We start from the raw sequence: 18,983 nt of genomic DNA, 5'->3' as shown, positions 1-18,983 counted from the left end.
CAATACGTGGTGAAGGTCGCCATTAATGACGACTCTCCTTATTGCATCATCTTCGTACGAGTAAATACGCTCATGGCAGCCGAACGTTATAATCCGCGCGTGGCGGAAGCACATTGGCAGAAAATCTGGGAAGAAAACCAGACTTTCGAAACCGACAACAGCGATCCCCGCGAGAAGTACTACGTGCTCGAAATGTTCCCCTATCCATCGGGGCGCATTCACATGGGCCATGTGCGCAACTATGCGATGGGTGACGTGGTCGCTCGCTACAAGCGCGCCAAAGGTTTCAACGTGCTTCATCCGATGGGATGGGATGCGTTTGGTATGCCTGCTGAAAACGCTGCCATGCAGAACAAGGTACATCCGAAAGAATGGACCTATCAGAACATCGCCACGATGAAGCGCCAGTTGAAGTCGATGGGTCTGTCGCTCGACTGGTCGCGTGAATTTGCGACCTGCGATGTTGAATATTATCATCGCCAGCAGATGCTGTTCATCGACCTTTTCGAAAAGGGTTTGGTGACGCGCAAGACGTCCAAGGTGAACTGGGATCCGGTCGACAACACCGTGCTTGCCAATGAGCAGGTGGTGGACGGTCGTGGCTGGCGTTCGGGTGCGCTGGTCGAACAGCGTGAATTGACACAGTGGTTCTTCAAGATCACCGATTTCAGCGAGGAATTGCTGGCCGGTCTCGATACGCTCGACCAGTGGCCGGAAAAGGTTCGTCTGATGCAGCGCAACTGGATCGGCAAGTCGGAAGGCTTGCAGGTTCGTTTCGCGCTGGACGCTAAGACTGCCCCTGCCGGCTTCTCAGAAGTTGAAGTTTACACGACACGCCCGGACACGCTGTTTGGCGCATCGTTCCTGGCAATCGCTGCCGATCATCCGTTGGCCAGAACGCTGGCTGAGGGCAATCAGGCCCTGACCGATTTTATCACCGAATGCCATCAGGCAGGTACGTCGCTGGCGGCACTCGAAACGGCAGAGAAGAAGGGCTACGACACGGGCGTTAAGGTTCGGCATCCGTTCGATGAGAACTGGGAATTGCCCGTCTATGTCGCCAATTTCGTTTTGATGGAATATGGCACGGGGGCGATCTTCGGCTGCCCGTCTGGCGATCAGCGCGATCTTGACTTCGCAAACAAATACGGCCTGCCGGTTGTGCCTGTTGTGATGCCGAAAGGCGAAGATGCTGCGACTTTCGCGATCACCGATACGGCGTATGGCGACGATGGTGTGATGATTAATTCACGCTTCCTCGACGGCATGACACCGGAAGCCGCCTTCAATGAAGTGGCGAACCGTCTGGAACAGACCAGCCTCGACAATAGCCCACAGGCAAGCCGCAAGGTGCAGTTCCGTCTGCGTGACTGGGGCATTTCGCGTCAGCGTTACTGGGGCTGCCCGATCCCGATGATCCATTGCGAAAGCTGTGGCGTCAATCCGGTGCCGCGCGCCGATCTGCCGGTCAAGTTGCCGGATGATGTCGAGTTTGACCGTCCGGGCAATCCGCTCGACCGTCATGCGACCTGGCGTCATGTGAAGTGCCCGAAATGTGGCGGCGAAGCCCGTCGCGAAACGGATACGATGGATACGTTCGTCGATTCGTCGTGGTACTACACGCGCTTTACGGCCCCTTGGGAAAACGAGCCGACGGATCGTGCTGTTGCGGATCGCTGGTTGCCGGTTGATCAGTACATTGGTGGCGTAGAACACGCGATCCTGCATCTGCTCTACTCGCGCTTCTTCACCCGCGCCATGAAAGTGGCCGGTCATGTTGGTATCGATGAGCCATTCAAGGGCTTGTTCACGCAAGGCATGGTGGTTCACGAGACCTATAAGTCTGATGGTCAGTGGGTGGCGCCTGCCGATATTCGCATTGAAGACGTTGACGGCAAGCGCGTAGCCACCATGCTTGATAGCGGTGCTCCGGTCGATATTGGTTCGATTGAGAAGATGTCGAAGTCGAAGAAGAATGTGGTCGATCCCGACGACATTATCTCTTCTTACGGCGCAGATACGGCACGCTGGTTCATGCTGTCCGACAGTCCGCCAGAGCGCGATGTGATCTGGACGGAAGCCGGAGCGGAAGGTGCGCATCGTTTCGTGCAGCGTGTCTGGCGTCTGGTATCTGAAGCAGCACCTGCGCTGAAAGACGTTGCGCCGAAATCTGGCACGGACGGCGACGCGCTTGCTATTTCAAAGGCTGCGCACAAGGCCGTTCAGGCCGTTGGCGACGACATTGAAAAGCTCGCTTTCAATCGTGCGGTTGCACGTCTTTATGAGTTGGTGAATGCGCTCGCAGCATCGTTGCAACTGGCCGCCTCCGGCAAGGCTGACGATCAGTTGAAGGGGGCTTTGCGTGAAGCCACCGAAATGCTGGTTCTGATGGTTGCACCGATGATGCCGCATCTGGCTGAACAGTGCCTGACTGAACTCGGCGGCAAAATCACCGGCAAGGACACGCTGGCCGCAACGGCTGCATGGCCATCGTTTAATGCAGCGATGATCGTGGAAAACGAGATCGTTTTGCCGGTGCAGATCAACGGGAAGAAGCGTGGGGATTTGACAATCGCCCGCGACGCTGATCAAGCTACAATCCAGCAGGCGGTGCTCGAACTTGACTTTGTCAAGGCTGCGCTCGATGGGGGCTCGCCGAAGAAGATCATCGTGGTGCCGCAAAGGATCGTCAATGTCGTTGCCTGATCGCCTCATTTCCGCATTCAAGGCTTTCCGCGTCGCAATCGCTGCTCTGGGGGCAGCGGTTCTGATCGCGGGCTGTACCGTGCAACCGCTTTATTCGTCGGGTGGTGCCGGTGGCACAATCGGTGGCAGTGTCACACCGGATATGCGCAGCAAGCTTGCGTCGGTGGCGATTGATCCGGCTGGCGATGTGTTTCAGCAGCAGGTTCGTAACCGTCTGATCTTTTTGCTCGGCGGTGGAGCAGGTGAACCTGCAGCTCCAAATTATCGCCTCAGCCTTGGTTTGAGCACCTATACGCTGAATGCAGTGAGTGTGGATATCGGCGATCAGACGGATCGTACCGGTCGTCCATCGGCTGGTATCGTTAAGGCGACATCGAACTATGTATTGCGTGACAAGGACGGCAAGCCTCTTGTCTCTGGTACGCGCACGGCTGGTGCCTCTTTCGATCGCCCACGGCAGGAGTTTGCTAACCTGCGCGCTCAACGCGACGCCACCAAGCGTGCAGCGGAAGAGCTGGCAGAACAGATATTCCTCTCGCTTGCGATGCAGATGTCGAAGCTCTGAGCAAATCAGCTTGATTGAATTTGAAAAGGCGGTGCATCTTGTGCCGCCTTTTCTATTCAAGCGCCGTGCGTCCTTTTGGAAAGTACGATGCATAGTCAGAGGAAATCATGCGGCTCGTTTCATTCACGGCAAAAGGCTATCGTTCGCTTCGGTCTGTCCGGTTTGATCTGGGGCAGGTCACGGTTTTCGTCGGTGAAAATGGCGCTGGAAAATCCAATCTTTACCGTGCCCTGCAACTGGTGAAGGCAGCCGCTGAAGGCACATTCTCGACGGAGATCGTGCGTGAGGGCGGTATGCAATCGGCTATGTGGAGTGGCTCTCGGCGCAAGCATGAACCAGCGCGAATCATTCTTGAGGCTGAATTTGAAGATGAGCGGCTTGCATCGCGTCTGTCTTATAGGGTTGAGGCAGGATTGCCGCCGCCGGTATCCGGTGCTTTTCCGTTTGAGCCGCAGATCAAGGAGGAGCAGCTCAATCTCGACACTGGACGTCGGCCCGTTGACCTGATGGATCGCAAAGGCCCGGCCGTTTTTGCACGCGATGGGGAAGGGCGGCGGATGGAGCATCCGACAAGGTTGCTTACTTCCGAAAGTGGTCTCGCGGTTCTCGGTCAGTCGGGGCACTATCCGGAAATCGGCGATTTATCTGCTCGATTGCGTAGCTGGCGGTTTTATCACGGTTTCAGAAGTGATCGCGATGCGCCGGTGCGTCAGCCAGCAATTGCGGCAACCGCTGCGATGCTCGATGAAGATGGCAGTAACCTCGCCTCAGTCTTTGCGACGCTTGCGCATATCCGTCAGGATACGGTCGATCTTGATCGTCTGATTGCCGATGCCTTGGAGGGCGCAAAGCTCGTCATTCCATATCCCGAAGAAACGGCAACATTCGGCCTCAACTTTCCGGCCTTTCCGCCGCGCGTTTTTCGTCCGGGCGAGTTGTCCGACGGACAGATACGTCTGCTCGCGCTTGCAGGCGCGCTTTTGTCTTATCGTTTGCCGCCGCTGATAGCATTGAACGAACCAGAAGCAAGCCTGCACCCGGATATGATCCCTTCGCTTGCGAAGATGATTGCGCAGGCGTCTCAGCGCAGTCAGATATGGGTGGTGACGCATTCAGCCCGGCTGGCCGAGGCGATTACCGAATATTGTGGCAGCAGGCCGATCCGTGTCGCCAAGCATGATGGCGAAACAGAGTTGGGATAAACAAAAACGGCGGATCAATGATCCGCCGTTTTGCATCAATCGATAAGCTTGATTAAGCGATCTGCTTTAAGCGATCTTCTGGCCAGTCTTCGCCCAGTCGGCAAGGAAGGTTTCGAGGCCCTTGTCGGTCAGCGGATGCTTGACGAGTGCCTTGAGCGTTGCCGGAGGTGCGGTAACGACATCTGCGCCGATGAGGGCAGCTTCCTTGACGTGGTTTACGGTGCGAACCGAAGCCGCAAGGATTTCGGTGCGGAAATCGTAATTGTCGAAGATGGTGCGGATTTCAGCGATCAGTTCCATGCCGTTGACGCCCATATCATCGATACGACCGATGAATGGCGAAACAAACGTAGCGCCAGCCTTAGCAGCGAGCAGAGCCTGATTGGCCGAGAAGCAGAGTGTCACGTTGGTCTTGTGACCATCGGACGTCAGTGCCTTACAAGCCTTGAGGCCGTCGAGCGTGAGTGGAAGCTTGATGCAGATATTGTCTGCGATCTTGGCAATCACTGCTGCTTCCTTCATGATCTGCTCGTATTCGGTCGCAGCAACTTCAGCCGAAACCGGACCCTTGACGATGGAGCAGATTTCTTTCGTTACTTCAAGAATATCACGGCCCGATTTCAGGATCAGCGATGGATTGGTGGTCACGCCATCGACCAGTCCAAGATCGTTGAGTTCGCGGATTTCCTTGACGTCCGCAGTGTCGACGAAAAACTTCATAACAGCGTTCCTCCATAATGAGCGCGGGTGTTGTGGGAAACTAAATCCATTTAATTCCCGGAAGGTGGCTTTTCTTTAGCGCAAAGCCACGCCAAGGTCACGCAATCATGTCGAAAGATTCGCACGATATTTTGGGCCTCTTTGCGGAACCCACTCCGAGTGTGGTGCCGGTGCTTGTACCCATGCCCGCTGAGCGGCCTTATTCATATATGGTGCCGGAGGGAATGCGTGTCCAGCCCGGCTCGATCGTGCGCGTCCCATTGGGGCCGCGTGAGGTTGCGGGAATCGTTTGTGATGGCGCGACCGATGCGGTGGACGCTAAAAAACTTCGCGCAATCTCACAGGTTTTTGATTGTCCGCCCGTGGATAGCGAAATGCTTCGCTTCATGCGCTGGGCTGCGGATTACACACTTTCACCACCCGGAATGGTGGCACGTATGGTGCTGCGTGCGCCTGCAGCCTTTGATCCGGAACCTGCAGTTCCAGGTCTTCGTTACAGTGGCGGCGAGCCGGAACGTATGACCGATGCCCGCGCCCGCGTGATGGAATTGGCACGCGATGGACTCGCATGGACGCGCTCAGGCCTTGCTCATGCAGCAGGCGTTTCACTGACTGTCGTCGATGGGCTGAAAACGCAGGGCGTGTTTGAAGAGGTGATGTTGCCTCCGCCCGCGGTGGTGGCAACGCCTGATACTGATTATGCGCGAGCAACACTTTCGGAAGACCAGCAGGCTGCTGCCGAAATGCTGGCCGAATCGGTTGAGGCAGATTGTTTTTCGGTTTCGCTTCTCGATGGCGTGACAGGCTCGGGCAAAACGGAAGTCTACTTCGAGGCGGTGGCCAAGGCGCTCGATCAGGGCAAGCAGGTGCTGATTCTTTTGCCCGAAATCGCACTCACGCAGCAGTTTCTCGACCGCTTTCACGATCGTTTTGGCGCAAAGCCCGCCGAATGGCATTCCGATCTTGCACCACGCACCCGCGAACGTGTTTGGCGACAAGTAGCCGAAGGCACAGTGCGTGTCGTGGCCGGTGCACGTTCTGCACTGTTTTTGCCGTTCAAAGAGCTTGGGCTGATCGTGGTCGATGAAGAACATGATCCGGCTTACAAACAGGAAGACCGCGTTTTCTACAATGCGCGCGATATGGCGGTGGTTCGCGGCCATATAGGTAGTTTCCCGGTCATTTTGGCATCAGCTACCCCCTCTATCGAGAGCCAGGTCAATGCCGATCAGGGCCGCTACAAGCGAATCAAGCTTTATGGTCGCTATGCGGAAGCAGCACTGCCGACACTCAAAACCATTGATATGCGGCGCTCTCCGCCGCCGCCGGGACGGTTTTTATCGCCAGCGCTTACAGAAGCTGTGGGCAAGACGGTTGAGCGGGGTGAGCAGGCTCTGCTGTTTCTTAATCGGCGTGGCTATGCGCCGCTCACGCTTTGTCGTGTCTGTGGTCATCGTTTCCAGTGTCCGCAATGTTCAAGCTGGCTGGTCGAGCATCGTTTTCGTGGGCAGCTCATGTGCCATCAATGCGGCTATCATGAGCCGGTGCCGGAAGCCTGTCCTGAATGCGGTACGCTTGATCATCTGGTGGCCTGTGGTCCGGGTGTCGAACGTATTGCAGAAGAAGTGGCGGCAACCTTTCCTGAGGCGCGAATCATAGTGCTTTCGTCTGATATGGCCGGTGGTGTGAAACGCTTGCGGCTTGAGCTTGATGCCATTGCCAAAGGTGAGGCGGATATCGTCATTGGCACGCAGCTTGTCGCGAAAGGCCATAACTTCCCCAACATGACGCTGGTGGGCGTGGTGGATGCCGATCTCGGGCTTGCGAATGGTGATCCGCGCGCCGCTGAGCGCACATTCCAGTTGCTCAATCAGGTGACAGGTCGTGCGGGGCGTACGGGTCGCAAAAGTCTGGGGCTTTTGCAGACCTATCAGCCGGATCATCCGGTGATGCGTGCTATCGTCAGTGGCGATTCGGAAGCATTTTATGCCCGCGAAATCGAAGAGCGGGAGCGCAGTGTTTTGCCGCCATTTGGTCGCCTTGCGGCATTGATTATCTCGGCGGATAATCGACCCGATGCTGAAAATCATGCACGGGCACTGCGCCGTGCAGCGCCTGCGTCGCCTGAGATTTCAGTGCTTGGGCCAGCGGAAGCGCCGCTCGCGCTGGTACGTGGTCGGCATCGGTTCCGTATCCTCGTCCACGGTACAAAACGAGCGGATATTCAAGGGTTTATCCGGGCATTGCTGGCTGCTGCTCCTAAGGAGCGCGGTTCTATAAGAGTGCAGGTGGATATTGATCCGCAGAGCTTCCTGTAAGTTCGGAGCCTATGGAAACGCATCGGGTTTTTCGCTATTACGGCTAAAACCAAGAGGGTAAAATACGATGGAATTCTATCTTCCCGCCACGACCGGCGAATGGCTCGCATGGAGCGCGGCAGTCGTAACTGCCTTTGCCGGCATCGTTATGCTGTTTGCACCGGGTATTACCATGAAACTGATGCGGCTTCAGCCGATCAATGCGCGCCCGGAAGCTTACAGCTCCATTCGTGCGGTGCTGGCTGGTCCCTATCTGGGGATAGGGCTTGGCTGCCTTATTTTTGCACAGCCATTTTTATGGGTTGTTCTTGGCGCTGCGTGGGGATTTGCTCTGTTCGGGCGCTTCATTTCGATGATGTCGGATAAGGGCGCAACTTTCTACAATATCATCGCTGCCGTCATCGAGTTTGCGCTTGCTGCCGGACCTTTGCTTTATGCTTTTGGCTTCGTCAGCTGAAGCCGGATTGCTGCGCTAAAGAGCACCTTGCTGTATTAGTGGGCTTGGTTAGCACTTTTCTAACCTAAAATTGCGGCAAAACTTACACAAAAGTGCGGGATTCGCGTGTTGCGAGTCCGGTTCGTCTATGCTAGACGGCAATCACATTTCGGTGTTGTCGCGCTCGCGCGTCAGGGGTTCCCCGGAAACATTCAATAAAATCATCTGCTTGGGCCTTTTGGTCCTGCTGAACTCCCAAAAAGATGGTTTCAACGTAGAGAGCAGGTTGTTCGTGGCAGAAACGTCTTCGCTCATTTCAGGTGTCGCACAGCGCTACGCCGGATCGTTGTTTGAGCTTGCGCTCGATGCAAAATCCGTTGCTGCTGTGGAAAAAGATCTTGGCCGCTTTGAGGCGCTTCTGAGCGGAAGCGAAGACCTGAAGCGTCTGATTTCCAGCCCGGTCTTCAATGCTGAAGACCAGCTTCACGCCATTGGCGCGATTGCTGACAAAGCTGGCATCAAGGGTCTCGTCGGCAATTTCCTGCGCGTCGTGGCGTCTAACCGTCGCCTTTTTGCGCTGCCGGGCATCATCGCCGCTTTCCGTGAGATTGCAGCCGAACATCGTGGCGAAATTTCCGCCGATGTTATCTCTGCTCATGAGCTGACGAGCGCTCAGCAAAACGAATTGAAGGCAACGCTGAAGAGCGTGGCCGGCAAGGACGTGACGATCAATGTCACCGTCGATCCTTCGATCCTCGGCGGGCTTGTCGTCAAAATGGGTTCGCGTCAGATCGACACGTCCCTTCGCACTAAACTTTCTTCTCTCAAGCTTGCACTGAAAGAGGTCGGCTGATGGACATCCGCGCCGCGGAAATTTCCGCTATCCTGAAAGAGCAAATCAAGAACTTCGGCAAGGAGGCTGAGGTCTCCGAAGTCGGTCAGGTTCTGTCCGTCGGCGACGGTATCGCCCGCGTTTACGGTCTGGACAATGTTCAGGCTGGCGAAATGGTCGAATTCCCTGGTGGTATTCGCGGCATGGCGCTTAACCTCGAAACCGACAATGTCGGTGTGGTTATTTTCGGTGCCGACCGTGACATCAAGGAAGGCGACGTCGTCAAGCGTACCGGCGCGATCGTTGACGTTCCAGTCGGACCTGGCCTGCTCGGCCGCGTTGTCGATGCTCTCGGCAATCCAATCGACGGTAAAGGCCCAATCGTTGCTACCGAACGTCGCCGCGTCGACGTCAAGGCACCGGGCATCATTCCGCGTAAGTCGGTTCATGAGCCAATGTCGACCGGCCTCAAGGCTGTTGATGCTCTGATCCCTGTTGGTCGTGGTCAGCGCGAGCTGGTCATCGGTGACCGTCAGACCGGCAAGACCGCGATCATTCTCGATACCTTCCTTAACCAGAAGCCAATCCACGACAACGGCCCAGACAAAGAAAAGCTTTATTGCGTCTATGTCGCTATCGGCCAGAAGCGTTCGACTGTTGCTCAGTTCGTTAAGGTTCTCGAAGAACGTGGCGCACTCGAATATTCCGTCGTGATCGCGGCTACGGCTTCTGATCCGGCTCCGATGCAGTATCTTGCACCATTCGCAGGCTGCGCGATCGGCGAATATTTCCGCGATAATGGCCAGCACGCTCTGATCGGCTATGACGATCTTTCCAAGCAGGCTGTTGCTTACCGTCAGATGTCGCTTCTGCTTCGTCGTCCTCCGGGCCGTGAAGCTTACCCAGGCGACGTTTTCTATCTGCACTCGCGTCTTCTCGAACGCGCTGCGAAGCTCAACGACGAAAACGGCGCTGGTTCGCTGACGGCTCTGCCTGTCATCGAAACGCAGGGCAACGACGTTTCCGCGTTCATTCCGACCAACGTGATCTCGATCACCGACGGCCAGATCTTCCTCGAAACCAACCTGTTCTATCAGGGTATCCGTCCGGCTGTTAACGTCGGTCTGTCGGTTTCCCGCGTTGGTTCGTCCGCTCAGATCAAGGCCATGAAGCAGGTTGCCGGTTCGATTAAGGGTGAACTCGCCCAGTATCGTGAAATGGCAGCATTTGCTCAGTTCGGTTCGGATCTTGATGCTTCGACCCAGCGTCTGCTTAACCGCGGTGCACGTCTGACCGAACTTCTCAAGCAGCCACAGTTCTCGCCGCTCAAGACGGAAGAGCAGGTTGCCGTGATTTACGCTGGCGTGAATGGCTATCTCGATAAGATCGCCGTCAACCAGGTTGGCAAGTTCGAAGCAGGTCTTCTTTCTTCGCTGCGCACCGAGCACAAGGATGTTCTCGACGCGATCCGCGACGAAAAGGCACTCACCGACAACATCAAAGCAAAGCTCAAGGCAGCGGTCGACGCGTTCGCCAAGTCTTTCGCTTGAATTTTGTGACGGGATGAACGGATGCCTTCACTAAAGGATCTGAGAAACCGTATCGCCTCGGTCAAGGCGACGCAGAAAATCACCAAGGCGATGCAGATGGTCGCCGCGGCGAAGCTGCGCCGTGCCCAGGAAGCTGCGGAGGCTGCACGGCCTTATTCGCAGCGCATGGGCGCCGTTCTCGCTAACATCGCGCAGAACGTGAGCGGTGAAGATGCACCGGCTTTGATGGCTGGTACAGGTAAGGACGACGTGCATCTGCTCGTCGTCGCTACTGCAGAACGTGGCCTTTGCGGCGGTTTCAACTCGCAGATTGCGCGTTATGCGCGTGATCATGCCCGCAAGCTCCTCGCTGAAGGCAAGACGGTCAAGATTCTGACGATCGGCAAAAAAGGTGCAGATATTCTGCGTCGTGAATTTGCTTCGTTGATCATCGACCATGTCAATTTGCGTGAAGTCAAACAGCTCGCTTTTGTGCATGCCGATCAGATCGGCCACAAGCTCATCGAGCTGTTTGAACAGGGCGCATTTGATGTCTGCACGCTGTTCTATTCCGAGTTCAAATCGGTGATTGCACAGATTCCGACCGCACAGCAGATCATTCCGGCTTCGGCTGGTGGTGCTGAGCAGGCGGATACTGCAGGCGATGCGATTTATGAGTACGAACCTGATCCTGCGGCGATCCTGAGCACGCTGATCCCGCGCAATATTTCGGTCCAGATTTTCCGCGCTCTGCTGGAAAATGTGGCGGGCGAAATGGGCGCGAAGATGAGCGCGATGGACAATGCGACGCGTAACGCCGGTGACATGATCAACAAGTTGTCGATCACGTATAACCGTCAGCGTCAGGCTCAGATCACCAAGGAACTGATCGAAATCATTTCGGGCGCGGAAGCGCTTTAGAGTTAAGGTTCATCGCATGATTTTCCCCGAAAAGTCTGCAACTTTTCGGGATCATGCTAACGGAAGGTAAAGGATCGATGGCAAAAGCAGCGACCCCGAAAACTACCGCCGCGGCCGAAGCGAAGCCAGCAGCGGCGAAAGCTCCAGCCAAAAAGGCTCCGGCGAAGACAGCCGCCGCTAAGTCCGACGCAGCTCCAAAGGCTGCAAAGACTGGCGCAGTAGGCAAGATCACTCAGGTTATCGGCGCTGTTGTCGACGTACAGTTCGAAGACGGTCAGCTTCCGCTGATCCTCAACGCGCTGGAAACCGACAACCTCGGCAGCCGTCTGGTTCTTGAAGTTGCGCAGCATCTGGGCGAAAACACCGTTCGCACGATTGCTATGGACTCGACCGAAGGTCTGGTTCGTGGTCATGAAGTACGCGACACGGGCAACCCGATCATGGTTCCGGTTGGCGAAGAAACGCTCGGCCGCATCATGAACGTTATTGGTGAGCCAGTTGACGAAGCAGGTCCGATCAAGACCACTGCGCGTCGCGCGATCCACCAGGAAGCTCCTGAGTACATCGAACAGTCGACCGAAGCTGAAATCCTCGTAACGGGCATCAAGGTTGTTGACCTTCTTGCTCCTTACGCAAAGGGCGGTAAGATTGGTCTGTTCGGCGGTGCGGGCGTTGGTAAGACCGTTCTCATCATGGAACTGATCAACAACGTTGCCAAGGCGCACGGCGGTTACTCGGTATTCGCAGGCGTTGGTGAACGTACCCGTGAAGGTAACGACCTTTACCACGAAATGATCGAATCGGGCGTTAACAAGCTCGGTGGCGGTGAAGGCTCGAAGGCCGCACTCGTTTACGGTCAGATGAACGAGCCTCCGGGTGCGCGCGCTCGCGTTGCTCTGTCGGGTCTGACGGTTGCTGAAAACTTCCGTGACAAGGGCCAGGACGTTCTGTTCTTCGTGGACAACATCTTCCGCTTCACGCAGGCTGGTTCGGAACTTTCGGCTCTTCTCGGCCGTATTCCATCCGCTGTGGGTTATCAGCCTACGCTGGCAACCGACATGGGCCAGATGCAGGAACGCATCACCACGACGACCAAGGGTTCGATTACTTCGGTTCAGGCAATTTACGTTCCTGCCGACGATTTGACCGATCCTGCACCAGCAACGTCGTTCGCTCACTTGGACGCGACCACGACGCTGAACCGTTCGATCGCTGAAAAGGGTATTTACCCGGCTGTGGATCCTCTGGAATCCACATCGCGTATGCTCGATCCAATGATCGTTGGTGAAGAACACTACGCAGTTGCACGTCAGGTTCAGTCGATCCTTCAGCGCTACAAGTCGCTTCAGGACATCATCGCCATCCTCGGCATGGACGAACTGTCGGAAGAAGATAAGCTGACTGTAGCGCGCGCTCGTAAGATCGAACGCTTCCTGTCGCAGCCATTCTTCGTTGCTGAAGTGTTCACCGGTTCGCCAGGCAAACTGGTTGATCTCGCTGACACCATCAAGGGCTTCAAGGGCCTTTGCGCAGGTGAATACGATCATCTTCCAGAACCAGCCTTCTACATGGTTGGCTCGATTGAAGAAGCGATCGAAAAGGCAAAGAAGCTGGCTGCTGAAGCCGCTTAATGAATTGAGTTTTCGGCGGGTTTTCAAGCCCGCCGAAAATGCCTGTTCATTTGTTTGAGTATGATCTTTTCCGGATGCCGTTTTGCATTCGGGGTCAAGCTCTAGAAATTTAAGTGAGAACCATGGCTCAAGCTTTCCAATTCGAACTCGTGTCGCCAGAACGCCTCCTGCTTTCGGCTGAGGTGACGGAAGTCGTCATTCCGGGCAGTGAAGGCTACCTGACGGCTCTCGCAGGTCATTCGCCGCTGATGACGACGATCATGCCGGGTGTCGTTTCGGTTAAGCTGAGCGACGGCAAGTCTGACGCTTATGTGGTGTTTGGTGGTTTCGCCGATATCACGCCGCAGGGCTGCACCATTTTGGCTGAATCCGCCACGCATGTTGATGACGTCGATCCAGCCGATATTCAGAAGCGTATTGAAATTGCTCGCAAGCATCTTGAAGATGCTTCGACGAACGAACATCGCACAAAAGCAGAGATTTTTCTGCATCAGCTGATGACGCTGCAGGGGACTGTTCTGCCGGCCTGAAAAGGTTAGGCTTCGGCTTCCTATTAAGACAGAATTTGAGAAAGCGGGCTTCGGTCCGCTTTTTTATTATCTTACGTATAGGTGATTGATGGGCCGGTTTATACCATCACGCTTGCGTGAGTTTAGTATGATCGCTTGAAAACCGTGTGCTGGCCATTTATCTCAATAGTTAATTGTTAGGTTACTAATATAAGGCTTTCACGATGAGCAGAGCAGATCTGAGTGCAGAGATGATCGACGCGATGGCGAAGGTCAATCGCCGGCTTCGCACGTTGTTTGATGCTCGCGTCAAGGAACGGGGTCTTACACTGGCACGTGCGCGTACTTTGCTGACGCTGATCGAACAGGAAGGGCTTTACCAGAAAGAACTGGCAGAAGTGCTTGAGATCGAAAACGCCACTATGGTTCGTTTGATCGATGGGTTGGAGCGTCAGGCTTTCGTAGAACGGCAGGCGGTAGAAGGTGATCGCCGCGCAAAGCGCATTATGATGACCGAAGAGGGCAAGCAGCTCGCTGAGGAAGTCGTTAAGCTTGCTGGTGATGTTCGTGCTGATTTGCTCGAAGGCATCAGTGATGAAGATCTGAGCACGGCGCTTCATGTTATGCGCAAAATGTCGGATTCTATGAACAAGACGCTTTAGAGCGCGTTTCGATCTGGTTGGATCAGATCGGCGCTCTAAATATTTGTTTTAACGCACATCTTTGTCCGAAAACCGTTTCACCCTTTTTGGGATGCGCTCTAAGCTCGATCCGAACTATTCCTACCCGTTCGGGCTGAACGGATCGCGGTTTTGTGAATTACCGCCCAGACTTTGATCGATCCCTGCCATTTTTCGAACATGAGCGACCGCTTAATTTAACTTATTAAAGTTCATGGCGGAGCGTTGGAGATGCGTTACTCGTCGCAAGCTGTATTGGGTCTTTTGGCCGTTCTTTCGATCGCCTCAGTTCAGACGATGGATATGGGGCATGGTACCCGGCATCTGTATGCAAGTGCGGTCAATGACATCAATACAGACGATGGTCTCATTTTCGATACAAGAGCAACGACGGCGGCTGGCGTTAACGCCTTGGCGCATGCTCGCAATTCGTTGAGCGCGGTCTGATTTACCAGTGCTCTGCTGGTCTGCTTTAACGCACGTTCGGAAGTCGTTTCGCATTCTTCAGGATGCACATTAAACCTTATGGTGCGAGCGTGCGAAGATAGGCCATCAATTCGCTGGCCGTGTCGCTGGCGCGCTCCGGTTCACGGGATACGATGGCCTCTATCAATGTCGCATGAGCATTGGCGGAGCCGGTTATGCCGGTTGATGGCCGCAGTCTGAACCAGAATCTGCGACTATGCGTTTGCAGGGGAGCCGCGAGACGTGCGGCGTAAGGATTGCTTGCTGCTGTGCCAAGCACGATATCGAATGCTTTATCCGCATCCAGAAAAAGGGACACATCTTCTGACGGTATGGCCTGACGCATGGCGTCTGCTGCAGCCTTCAGTCGCTCGTAGTCGCGTGCGCTGCCAAAACGCGCAGCATCGCGTGCCAGTACGCGCTCAACACCTTCGCGCGCATCCAGAACCTTGGTGAAATCCGTGGGATCAATTTGTGCGATTGCAATGCCAGAACGTGGGCGAACCTCTACCAGTCCTTCCCAGGCCAGGCGTTGGATCGCTTCGCGAATGGGGGTTCGGCCCATTCCGGTCAGTTCGATCAGGGAACGTTCGTTGACGATTGCACCCGGTTCCAGTTCAAGCGTCACAATCGAGCGCTCCAGAACGCGATAGGCCTGTTCGGCGAGGCTTTCACTGCCCCAGCTATCAATAAGAGTTGCGCTATTTTTTGCTGTCTTGTCGTGGACGCTCGCATGTTCCATGCAGATCTAAGCCTTTTAATGATAGCAATTGACAGGTTTGAACCCTACAGATATATCTCTGATATATCAATGAAGAGCGCTATGCCGTCGCAAAATAACAAGAATACGGGTACTGCGCGATTATCATCGATAGCGAGCTTTTAGCATGGTGTCATTCCAAAAAATGGATCGACAGAATCAGTGCAACTGGCGCGAAAATAGATCAGAGTAGCCAATTGAGACGAATATCAGCAGACCGGTCGGGAGCCGTGCATTTATGAATTCTGATACAAAGGGGCAGCACGACATTGTCATCATTGGTGGCGGGATCGTCGGTGTAGCCACTGCTGCGTTGCTTGCCGAAAAGGGTCGCGATGTTCTTGTGATCGACCGCAGCGGCATTTGCGAGGAAACAAGTTCCGGCAATGCTGCAGCCCTTGCATTTTCCGATATTCTGCCGATGGCTTCAAAGGGCGTGATGCGCAAGGTTCCCGGGTGGTTGATGGACCCGCTCGGGCCTTTCACAATCCGCCCTTCCTATTTCCCCAAAATGATCCCGTGGCTTTACCGCTTCTGGCGCGCAAGTAGTTCGCAGGCGCTCGAAAAGACGACCGTCGCTCAGGGCAACATGATGCGTCTTGCCGAGAGTGAGATGCTCGGCCTGATTGACCGTGCGGGTTTGCGTGACAGGCTGCGTGAAGATGGAAATCTCGAACTTTATGAAAGTGAAGCAGAACTTGCTGCATCGCAACCCGGCTGGGATGCACGCGAAAAGGCGGGCATTGCCTATGAACATGTGCGTGGGAGCCGGTTGAAGGAACTGCAACCAGGTCTCGATCCACGCTTTGTAGCCGGCACTTTCGTTCCCGGCTGGAAGAATGTCAGCGATCCGAAATTGTTCGGTCAGGCCATATGGGCCTATGCCGAAACCAAGGGTGCGCGCTTCCTGCAGGCGAAGGTGGTCAATGCACAAAAGCACAATGGTGGCGCGGTTGTTCGGCTTGACGATGGCACGGAAGTCGACGCCTCGCATCTTGTGCTTATGGCGGGTGCCTGGTCGCGGAACTTAGCTCAGGGATTTGGCGATACCGTTCCGCTTGATACGGAGCGCGGCTATAATACGACGCTTCCGGTTGGCAGTTTCGATGTGATGCGCCAACTGACCTTCCCCGGGCATGGTTTTGTCATCACGCCAATGGCGACCGGTCTGCGCGTGGGTGGAGCGGTGGAATTTGGAGGCCTTCAATTGCCGCCAAATTTTGCGCGCTCAAGCGCTATGCTGAAAAAAGCCTCTATGTTTTTGCCGGGACTGAAGACTGAGGGCGGGCGGCAATGGATGGGCTATCGTCCTTCACTGCCCGATTCCATGCCAGTTATCGGTCGTGCATCTTCAGGTGGCAATATTTACTATGGTTTCGGCCATGGCCATCTCGGCCTCACACAATCAGCAGCGACAGGGCGGATTATCTGTGATCTCATCACAGGTTCTGCACCGGCTGTCGATATCGAACCTTTCAAGCCACAACGTTTTCGGAACTGACCATCATGGCAAGACATTCTTTTTTCTGCGTCGACGGACATACATGCGGTAACCCAGTGCGTCTGGTGGCTGGTGGCGGGCCGAACCTTGAAGGTTCCAACATGATGGAAAAGCGCGCACATTTCTTGCGCGAGTATGACTGGGTCCGCACCGGCCTCATGTTCGAGCCGCGTGGACATGACATGATGTCGGGCTCCATCCTCTATCCGCCGACACGACCGGATTGCGATGTCGCAGTGTTGTTTATTGAAACGTCAGGTTGCTTGCCGATGTGTGGACACGGCACCATCGGCACCGTGACTATGGCGATTGAACAAGGTCTTGTAACGCCCAAGACGCCGGGAAAGCTCAATCTCGATACGCCTGCTGGTCTTGTGTCGATTGAATATGAGCAGAACGGCCAATATGTGGATCGCGTGCGCCTCACCAATGTTCCGGCCTTCCTTTATGCGGAAGGATTGGAAGTGGAGTGCCCCGATTTAGGGATGCTCAAGGTCGATGTTGCCTATGGCGGAAACTTCTATGCAATTGTCGATCCGCAAGAAAATTACAAGGACATGCAAGATTATTCCGCGCTGCAACTCATTGCATGGAGTCCGGTGCTGCGCGAGCGTTTGAACGAGAAATATAATTTCCAGCATCCTGATCTGCCGGACATCAATCGTCTGACGCATATTCTCTGGACGGGAAAGCCGACGCATCCTGAAGCGCATGCGCGCAATGCTGTTTTTTATGGCGACAAAGCGATAGATCGTTCGCCTTGTGGCACGGGCACTTCGGCCCGAATGGCGCAGCTTGCGGCCAAAGGCAAGCTAAAACCAGGTGATGATTTCGTGCATGAATCCATTATTGGGTCGCTGTTTCACGGTCGGGTGGAACGTGCTGTGGAGGTCGCTGGAGGCAAGGGAATCATCCCTTCTATTGCGGGTTGGGCACGCATGACAGGCTACAATACGATCTTCATTGATGATCGCGATCCGTTTGCGCACGGGTTTACTGTTGCGTAAAACGGGTACGGTAGGCAAAAATAGGGGGAAACTCCCTATTTTTTGTCTGTGACGCGTTGGGGAAACTATGGAATAAGCGGCCCTGGGTAGGAGAAAAAAATATATACAGGGCCCTTTTTAGGGGACATAACTAGTTTGTGGAGGAGGGAAGTCATTAGTCTTTTGTCTGAGACAAAAGGGGCTTGCATTCCTTTATACAGCCGTTAGGTGTAATTATCCGGGAAAAAATGAAGTCGCACGAAATAATGATGCGGCAATAAAACCGGGTAGAGTAAAATGGGTGGCTTCTAGATGGAATATTTCTTCCAGCAGGTGATCAACGGGCTCGCGCTCGGGTCGATCTATGGCCTGATCGCCATCGGCTATACGATGGTCTACGGCATTATCGGCATGATCAACTTTGCGCATGGCGATGTCTTCATGCTCGGCGCCTTTATGGCGCTGATTGTTTTTCTAATCATCACAACATTCATAGGGGCGTTGCCAATCGCGCTCATGCTGCTCCTTATGATGGTTGTTGCAATGCTTCTGACGGGGCTTTGGAGCTGGACGATTGAGCGAGCGGCTTACCGGCCTCTGCGTGGGTCGTTTCGTTTGGCACCGCTGATTACAGCAATCGGTATGTCCATTGCATTGTCCAACTTCGTCCAGGTGACGCAGGGGCCGCGCAACAAGCCGGTGCCACAATTGCTCAATGGCTCTTACAGTCTCTTCGGAACCGATGTGACGATCTCGCTTAAGCAGATCGTGGTCATTGTGGTGACGGCGGTGCTGCTGACGATCTTCTGGTATATCGTCAATCGTACGTCCCTAGGTCGTGCGCAGCGTGCCTGTGAGCAGGATCGCAAGATGGCGTCACTGCTCGGTATCAATGTCGACCGTGTGATCTCGCTGACTTTCGTTATGGGTGCGATGCTCGCAGCTGTTGCCGGTACGCTTTATCTCTCCTTCTACGGCGTGATTTCGTTTGCTGACGGGTTTATCCCCGGCGTCAAGGCGTTCACGGCCGCGGTTCTTGGCGGGATTGGCTCGCTGCCGGGTGCTGTTGTTGGCGGTTTGCTGATCGGTCTCATCGAGGCTTTGTGGTCGGCTTATTTCTCGATCGATTACAAGGATGTTGCCGCGTTCTCGATCCTTGCCATCGTACTCATCTTCATGCCGTCCGGCATTCTTGGCCGTCCTGAAGTCGAAAAGGTGTAAT

Annotated in this window: 17 protein-coding genes; 15 read left to right on the top strand and 2 right to left on the bottom strand. The window is 54.8% G+C overall.

Going from position 1 to position 18,983, the window contains the following annotated elements; translation table 11 throughout:
* The first annotated feature begins 72 nt into the window (after window positions 1–72).
* From leuS to ACSME1_RS05325, 3 genes are all read left to right on the top strand, one after another.
* Entirely contained in the window at window positions 73–2,706 is a 2,634-nt protein-coding gene (leuS, locus tag ACSME1_RS05335) for a leucine--tRNA ligase (RefSeq protein ID WP_105706879.1), read from the top strand.
* Window positions 2,693–3,271 carry an LPS assembly lipoprotein LptE gene (lptE, locus tag ACSME1_RS05330; RefSeq protein WP_024895805.1) on the top strand — a complete coding sequence of 193 codons (579 nt, stop codon included), beginning with the start codon at window positions 2,693–2,695 and terminating at the stop codon, window positions 3,269–3,271. Before leuS ends, lptE begins: the two co-directional genes overlap by 14 nt.
* Before the next feature lie 107 nt (window positions 3,272–3,378).
* Window positions 3,379–4,473 (top strand): AAA family ATPase, encoded by a 1,095-nt coding sequence (locus ACSME1_RS05325; protein ID WP_105706877.1) that lies wholly within the window; start codon window positions 3,379–3,381, stop codon window positions 4,471–4,473.
* 66 nt (window positions 4,474–4,539) lie between these two features.
* On the opposite strand, the gene fsa is transcribed toward ACSME1_RS05325, so the two are convergent.
* Window positions 4,540–5,193 (bottom strand): fructose-6-phosphate aldolase, encoded by a 654-nt coding sequence (gene fsa, locus ACSME1_RS05320; RefSeq protein WP_100558561.1) that lies wholly within the window; start codon window positions 5,191–5,193, stop codon window positions 4,540–4,542.
* Between the two features lie 107 nt (window positions 5,194–5,300).
* Here fsa and ACSME1_RS05315 point away from each other — a divergent pair, with 107 nt between their 5' ends.
* The 9 genes from ACSME1_RS05315 (at window position 5,301) to ACSME1_RS05275 (ending at window position 14,496) form a co-directional block, all read left to right on the top strand.
* The gene (locus ACSME1_RS05315; protein WP_105706876.1) at window positions 5,301–7,511 is read left to right on the top strand and encodes a primosomal protein N'; all 2,211 of its coding nucleotides are present in this window, start codon (window positions 5,301–5,303) and stop codon (window positions 7,509–7,511) included.
* Between the two features lie 67 nt (window positions 7,512–7,578).
* A complete protein-coding gene (locus ACSME1_RS05310) occupies window positions 7,579–7,968 on the top strand; it encodes an AGROH133_08824 family phage infection protein (protein ID WP_024895801.1) in 390 nt (129 codons plus the stop codon).
* Window positions 7,969–8,239: 271 nt separating this feature from the next.
* Entirely contained in the window at window positions 8,240–8,800 is a 561-nt protein-coding gene (locus ACSME1_RS05305) for a F0F1 ATP synthase subunit delta (protein ID WP_024895800.1), read from the top strand.
* Entirely contained in the window at window positions 8,800–10,329 is a 1,530-nt protein-coding gene (atpA, locus tag ACSME1_RS05300; protein ID WP_024895799.1) for a F0F1 ATP synthase subunit alpha, read from the top strand. The genes ACSME1_RS05305 and atpA overlap by 1 nt, the downstream gene beginning before the upstream one ends.
* A 21-nt stretch (window positions 10,330–10,350) precedes the next feature.
* On the top strand, window positions 10,351–11,229 hold the full coding sequence (locus tag ACSME1_RS05295) for a F0F1 ATP synthase subunit gamma (RefSeq protein WP_024895798.1): 879 nt from the start codon (window positions 10,351–10,353) through the stop codon (window positions 11,227–11,229).
* 77 nt (window positions 11,230–11,306) lie between these two features.
* A complete protein-coding gene (gene atpD, locus ACSME1_RS05290) occupies window positions 11,307–12,860 on the top strand; it encodes a F0F1 ATP synthase subunit beta (RefSeq protein WP_024895797.1) in 1,554 nt (517 codons plus the stop codon).
* 122 nt (window positions 12,861–12,982) lie between these two features.
* On the top strand, window positions 12,983–13,390 hold the full coding sequence (locus ACSME1_RS05285) for a F0F1 ATP synthase subunit epsilon (protein ID WP_024895796.1): 408 nt from the start codon (window positions 12,983–12,985) through the stop codon (window positions 13,388–13,390).
* 203 nt (window positions 13,391–13,593) lie between these two features.
* Window positions 13,594–14,031 carry a MarR family winged helix-turn-helix transcriptional regulator gene (locus ACSME1_RS05280; RefSeq protein ID WP_105706874.1) on the top strand — a complete coding sequence of 146 codons (438 nt, stop codon included), beginning with the start codon at window positions 13,594–13,596 and terminating at the stop codon, window positions 14,029–14,031.
* 249 nt (window positions 14,032–14,280) lie between these two features.
* Window positions 14,281–14,496 carry a hypothetical protein gene (locus ACSME1_RS05275; RefSeq protein ID WP_105706873.1) on the top strand — a complete coding sequence of 72 codons (216 nt, stop codon included), beginning with the start codon at window positions 14,281–14,283 and terminating at the stop codon, window positions 14,494–14,496.
* Window positions 14,497–14,572: 76 nt separating this feature from the next.
* On the opposite strand, the gene ACSME1_RS05270 is transcribed toward ACSME1_RS05275, so the two are convergent.
* Window positions 14,573–15,256 carry a GntR family transcriptional regulator gene (locus ACSME1_RS05270; RefSeq protein ID WP_024895793.1) on the bottom strand — a complete coding sequence of 228 codons (684 nt, stop codon included), beginning with the start codon at window positions 15,254–15,256 and terminating at the stop codon, window positions 14,573–14,575.
* Window positions 15,257–15,512: 256 nt separating this feature from the next.
* Between ACSME1_RS05270 and ACSME1_RS05265 the strand changes: the two genes are divergently transcribed.
* From ACSME1_RS05265 to ACSME1_RS05255, 3 genes are all read left to right on the top strand, one after another.
* A complete protein-coding gene (locus tag ACSME1_RS05265) occupies window positions 15,513–16,775 on the top strand; it encodes an NAD(P)/FAD-dependent oxidoreductase (RefSeq protein WP_024895792.1) in 1,263 nt (420 codons plus the stop codon).
* 5 nt (window positions 16,776–16,780) lie between these two features.
* Entirely contained in the window at window positions 16,781–17,782 is a 1,002-nt protein-coding gene (locus ACSME1_RS05260) for a 4-hydroxyproline epimerase (protein ID WP_024895791.1), read from the top strand.
* 291 nt (window positions 17,783–18,073) lie between these two features.
* A complete protein-coding gene (locus ACSME1_RS05255; RefSeq protein WP_024895790.1) occupies window positions 18,074–18,982 on the top strand; it encodes a branched-chain amino acid ABC transporter permease in 909 nt (302 codons plus the stop codon).
* Window position 18,983 lies beyond the last annotated feature (1 nt).

The sequence above is a fragment of the Brucella pituitosa genome, assembly GCF_965577835.1.
Taxonomy (GTDB): Bacteria; Pseudomonadota; Alphaproteobacteria; order Rhizobiales; family Rhizobiaceae; genus Brucella; species Brucella pituitosa.
Note: the sequence above shows the minus strand (reverse complement) of the source record. Positions and strands in the feature narration are given on the sequence as shown.

Coding starts and splice junctions, on each gene's coding strand:
- leuS (WP_105706879.1), top strand. CDS start 73: ATGGCAGCCGAACGTTATAATCCGCGCGTGGCGGAAGCACATTGGCAG.
- lptE (WP_024895805.1), top strand. CDS start 2,693: ATGTCGTTGCCTGATCGCCTCATTTCCGCATTCAAGGCTTTCCGCGTC.
- ACSME1_RS05325 (WP_105706877.1), top strand. CDS start 3,379: ATGCGGCTCGTTTCATTCACGGCAAAAGGCTATCGTTCGCTTCGGTCT.
- fsa (WP_100558561.1), bottom strand. CDS start 5,193: ATGAAGTTTTTCGTCGACACTGCGGACGTCAAGGAAATCCGCGAACTC.
- ACSME1_RS05315 (WP_105706876.1), top strand. CDS start 5,301: ATGTCGAAAGATTCGCACGATATTTTGGGCCTCTTTGCGGAACCCACT.
- ACSME1_RS05310 (WP_024895801.1), top strand. CDS start 7,579: ATGGAATTCTATCTTCCCGCCACGACCGGCGAATGGCTCGCATGGAGC.
- atpA (WP_024895799.1), top strand. CDS start 8,800: ATGGACATCCGCGCCGCGGAAATTTCCGCTATCCTGAAAGAGCAAATC.
- ACSME1_RS05295 (WP_024895798.1), top strand. CDS start 10,351: ATGCCTTCACTAAAGGATCTGAGAAACCGTATCGCCTCGGTCAAGGCG.
- atpD (WP_024895797.1), top strand. CDS start 11,307: ATGGCAAAAGCAGCGACCCCGAAAACTACCGCCGCGGCCGAAGCGAAG.
- ACSME1_RS05285 (WP_024895796.1), top strand. CDS start 12,983: ATGGCTCAAGCTTTCCAATTCGAACTCGTGTCGCCAGAACGCCTCCTG.
- ACSME1_RS05280 (WP_105706874.1), top strand. CDS start 13,594: ATGAGCAGAGCAGATCTGAGTGCAGAGATGATCGACGCGATGGCGAAG.
- ACSME1_RS05275 (WP_105706873.1), top strand. CDS start 14,281: ATGCGTTACTCGTCGCAAGCTGTATTGGGTCTTTTGGCCGTTCTTTCG.
- ACSME1_RS05270 (WP_024895793.1), bottom strand. CDS start 15,256: ATGGAACATGCGAGCGTCCACGACAAGACAGCAAAAAATAGCGCAACT.
- ACSME1_RS05265 (WP_024895792.1), top strand. CDS start 15,513: ATGAATTCTGATACAAAGGGGCAGCACGACATTGTCATCATTGGTGGC.
- ACSME1_RS05260 (WP_024895791.1), top strand. CDS start 16,781: ATGGCAAGACATTCTTTTTTCTGCGTCGACGGACATACATGCGGTAAC.
- ACSME1_RS05255 (WP_024895790.1), top strand. CDS start 18,074: ATGGAATATTTCTTCCAGCAGGTGATCAACGGGCTCGCGCTCGGGTCG.